The sequence below is a fragment of the Bacillus cereus group sp. BfR-BA-01382 genome, from assembly GCF_022663475.1.
Lineage (GTDB): Bacteria > Bacillota > Bacilli > Bacillales > Bacillaceae_G > Bacillus_A > Bacillus_A thuringiensis_S.
On the sequence record NZ_JAKUFQ010000183.1, the window covers coordinates 1 to 4740 of the forward strand.

The window sequence follows — 4740 nt, forward strand, 5'->3', positions numbered from 1 at the left end:
TGAATTTTGATAACATTAGATTCAAGGCTAGATTTTCAGCTTACTTACAAAAAATCAAGGAGTGATTATCATGGAACGTATCCTAATTAGCCCGCAAAAATATATTCAGGGAAGAAATGTAATTGAAAAAATCGGAGAGTATGTAGAACCTCTAGGAACCAATTTATTAGTTATTGCAGATGAATGTGTTTGGCATCTTGTTGGTGAAAAAGTTATGGAAAGCTTTCATAAACAAAATCTAAGCTTTGAAAAAGTCGGTTTTAATGGCGAAAGTTCTGAAAATGAAATTGCAAGGATTGAGAAAATAGGAAAAGAATTTGGTGCTGATGTAATCATTGGTATAGGTGGTGGTAAATCAGTAGACACAGCAAAAGCGGTAGGAGAAATTCTTTCGGCCAAAGTTGTAAGCGTTCCCACTATTGCCTCAACAGATGCACCAACCAGTTCTCTTTCTGTTATTTACTCTGATGATGGAGTATTTGAGAAATACAAATTTTATTTAAAAAATCCGGATATTATTTTAGTAGATTCCCAAGTGATTGCACAAGCTCCATCCAGATTTTTAGCTGCTGGGATTGGAGACGGAATGGCTACATGGATTGAAGCTAGAGCAAATTTAGAATCACGAAAACCCGCTATGGCTGGAGGACTCTCTACCCTAGCAGCTGCTAAGATTGCAGAACTCTGTTGGGATACCTTATTTCAATATGGAGAAGCTGCTCTTTTAGCAGTTAAACAAAAAACTGTTACTCCAGCAGTGGAAGCCGTAATAGAGGCAAACACCTTGCTTAGTGGCCTTGGATTCGAAAGTGTGGGGTTAGCTGCAGCTCATGCCATCCATAATGGTTTTACTGTTTTACATGATAAGACTCATGATTTGATGCATGGAGAAAAGGTTGCATTTGGCACATTAGTACAAATGGCATTGGAATCTTGGACAACTAAAGAACTATATAACTACATTGATTTCTGTATCAAGCTTGGCTTACCTACTACACTTGAAGATCTGAACCTAGGTGATGCAAGTAAAGAAGAATTGATGAAAGTGGCTGAAGCTGCCTGTCAAGATGGTGAAACTATACATAATATGCCATTTGAAATTTCACCAGAAATGGTTTTTGATGCAATTATTGCTGCTGATGCTTATGCTACAGAGTATAAATTAAAAAAATTAGTTCAAAATTACAATCCAAAAAATTAATTAAGTGTATATTACACATTATTTAATTTTGTATGTGTTCTTTTAAGAATTTAGCAAAATTACAATACCATATATTAAAAACTAAATAAGCATTAAAATTGTATATATCATGAAATAATCTGAAAACTTCATCCAACATATAAGAGCACGAAATATTTAAATGAATCATAGCATTATGTCAAAATTAATTTTGCAACTGAATTTTCACACCAAAAATAAATATAGAAATAAAAAAAACCTCTTTATGAGGTTTTTTCTAGTCCTATACTTTTGATAAAAAAATAAGCTGTTTTTATTATAAACAATAGGTTAGCAACACCATCTTAACATATAAAAACCAAAAATCTATGTGTCAATTTTTCAAACATCCTATAGTTTTTATGAGAATACTAAAAAGATATAATTCATAAAAAATGTAGGAGAAGTAAAGGACTTAATTTATGCTGCTTCCAGTTTACCTACTCAACTAAAGTAAGACCATTTTAGAAAACCTAAAAAGAATATTCTCATTTTATTACTAAAGAATACAACAAATTGTTTAAATTTAGTAATAGAAGTAGTTAGTCTTGTACTCAAGATAAAATTTTTTTAGCCAAACTAGATTATTAGAATCGACACTTTTATGTACATTTATATTACTTCTAGCTCACTATTCATCCCCACCTTACAAAAATGGTATATATATGTACATTTTAATTCGATTTTCTGTAGTTTATGAGAAGAAATATATTGTTTTTGGATGAATATTATTATATTTCCCTCTAATTTGTTTCATTTTTTGTAAGTTGTTATCCTACTAAATGAGGGTAATCATCACGTATAAAAGTATCAGTATTGGGAGTTACGGCAATAATTCTTCAAAATATATATTAAAAGAATTTTAATAATGCCAAATATAATTTCTTTTTTTAATTATAAATTAGAAGTGAGGAGATATTATTATGATTAGAAAGAAACATCCATTTTGTACTCTAGCAAAAACAGCTGTTGCATTAACTATGATCATTCCTACATCCCAAGCCATTAGCCATACGTTTGCCTACGCTCAAGAAAATATAGCGAATTCTCAACAACAAGTAGCGCCATTTTGGAATAAAAATAAAGATTATCCAGGTGAATCTTACGTTACATATGAAGGTAAGATTTATCATTCTGTATATTGGGTAAATGCAGGTACATTACCTACCCAACAATTTAGCGGTTGGGAATTATATACTGGTTCAGAATATATAACTGACAATAGTGATCCAAATGATTTATTTGGTGAAGGAATCACTTGGCCAACTCATGTTTTTGCACCATATGTAGATAACGGCATGAATCCTCAAAACCTATTAAAATATGCCCAAGAAACAAATACTAGTTTCTTCACGCTTTCCTTTATAGTGGCTGATAAAAATGGAAATCCAGTATGGGGAGGAAGTCATACCCCTATTGGAGATGGTAACTTAGATGATCAAATTAAACATATTAGAAAAATAGGTGGAGATGTTAAAGTATCTTTTGGTGGAGCAAATGCTGGTAATATCCCTGGATTAGGTGCAGATCTTGCCGCAGCTATTACAGATGTGAATAAATTAAAAGATGCTTATAAAAGTGTAATTAACACATTACATTTAACACACATGGATTTTGATATTGAAGGCGTCTTAGTTGCTCACCCAGAATCTATCGAAAGAAGATCAAAAGCAATTGCGTTATTACAAAAGGAATTAAAAGCTGAAGGTAAAGATGTAAAAATTGGTTATACCTTACCAGTAATGCCATATGGCCTAACTAATGATGGACTAAATGTAATTCAAAGCGCTATAAAACATGATGTAGATTTAAATTCAGTTAATATTATGACTATGGATTACGGGCAACAAAACCAACAAATGGGACAAGCTGCAATAGATGCTATTAATAGCTTGCATGGACAATTAACTAATTTATATAAAGGTACTATTAAAGATTCTGACATTTGGAAAATGATTGCTGTTACACCTATGATAGGAAAAAATGATACTCAAAATGAAATTTTCACATTAAATAATGCAAAAGAATTGTTCCAATTTGCCAAAGAAAAAGGTATTGGGGAAATTAGTATGTGGTCAGTGTATCGTGATAAAAAAGCTACTGAAAGTTGGCAAATCGGTCAGGCAACTGGAGATGCTTCTGGATTACCCGATGTAGACGACGGTGCTTTTTCTAAACTATTTTCTGCTTTTAATAGTAGTACTGAAATTGACGTAATCGCTCCAACAGCTCCTTCTAACCTACGCTCTGCTAGTCAAACAGCAACAACTGTTGAGCTACAGTGGGAGGCTTCCACAGATAATATTGGTGTGAAAGAATATGAAGTTTATCGTGATGGAAAAAAAGTAGGAACAACAAAAACAACACGTTATGAAGATGCGGGATTACAAGCCAATACAAAATATAATTATACAATTAAAGCTACAGATGCAGCAGGAAATAAGTCAAAAAGTAGCAATGAAGTTTCAGTTACAACAAAAGAAGAGAATCCAGAACAAATAGCTCCAACAGCTCCAACAGGATTACAAGCATCAGAAACTACTACAAACAGTGTTCATTTAATATGGGAAAAATCCATAAGTAATGTTGGTATAAAAGAATATGAGATTTATCGTAACGGTACGAAAATAGCTACAAGTCCTTCAACTTACTATACAGATGAAAATTTACTGGCTAGTACAGAATATAGATATATGGTAAAAGCTATAGATACTCAAGGAAAAGTTTCAGTTGCGAGTAATGAAATCAAAATCACAACAAAAGATACCCCCTCTTCTGAGTATAAGGCATGGGATTCGTATGCTGCATATAAAAAAGGAGATAGAGTAGAACATCAAGGTAAAATTTATGAAGCAGTTCAAAGTTATCAAGGATACGGTGATCCAAATTGGATTTTCTCATTAGCTTTATGGAAAGTAATTAAATAAACCGTAATACTATTAAATAAAAGACATCTTTCTTTTCAGATTGATGTCTTTTATGAATTGAAAATTATATTTTACAAATCTATTCTTTCATTTGCCCTAGACTATATATTTTCTATAGGTAATTCTTATTTTACATTACTATGATTTGATTAAGCATCATATTTTCTAAGTTAAGATAGAGTTTACATTTTTAATAGTTCGGACGAAAATCCTAACATTAAAATCTATTTAACTATATATACAATTAAAAGAAGGTTTTAAGATGCAGACGAACACTAATACTATAGAGGACATCTATCAGGAGATATTAGATGGAAAAAGAAATAGATTTCCACCAAACACTTGGAAATTAGATAGAAATAATCAATTGGCCAGAAGAGTAACAAAGTATTTAGTAACAAAAATTTTGAATTGGAATGAAGAAGAGATAAAACAAAATTGGAATAACAAATTGATTGCAAAGTATCGATTACGTGGTGTATTGAAGCACAAATATAATAATAGTCCATATGCGATGATTAATGATTTATATCCGAATCAATTTAAAGAATGGGAATTTAGAATGACACCATTAAATTTTTGGACGAAAGAAAA

At 31.5% G+C, this 4740-nt stretch carries 3 protein-coding genes; all 3 read left to right on the forward strand.

Going from position 1 to position 4740, the window contains the following annotated elements:
- Positions 1-70: 70 nt before the first annotated feature.
- A complete protein-coding gene (locus MR160_RS32690; protein ID WP_242299112.1) occupies positions 71-1201 on the forward strand; it encodes a glycerol dehydrogenase in 1131 nt (376 codons plus the stop codon).
- Positions 1202-2142: 941 nt separating this feature from the next.
- Entirely contained in the window at positions 2143-4146 is a 2004-nt protein-coding gene (locus MR160_RS32695) for a fibronectin type III domain-containing protein (protein ID WP_242299113.1), read from the forward strand.
- 262 nt (positions 4147-4408) lie between these two features.
- The coding region (locus MR160_RS32700) for a DUF4046 domain-containing protein (protein ID WP_242299114.1) at positions 4409-4740 on the forward strand (332 nt) is incomplete at its 3' end.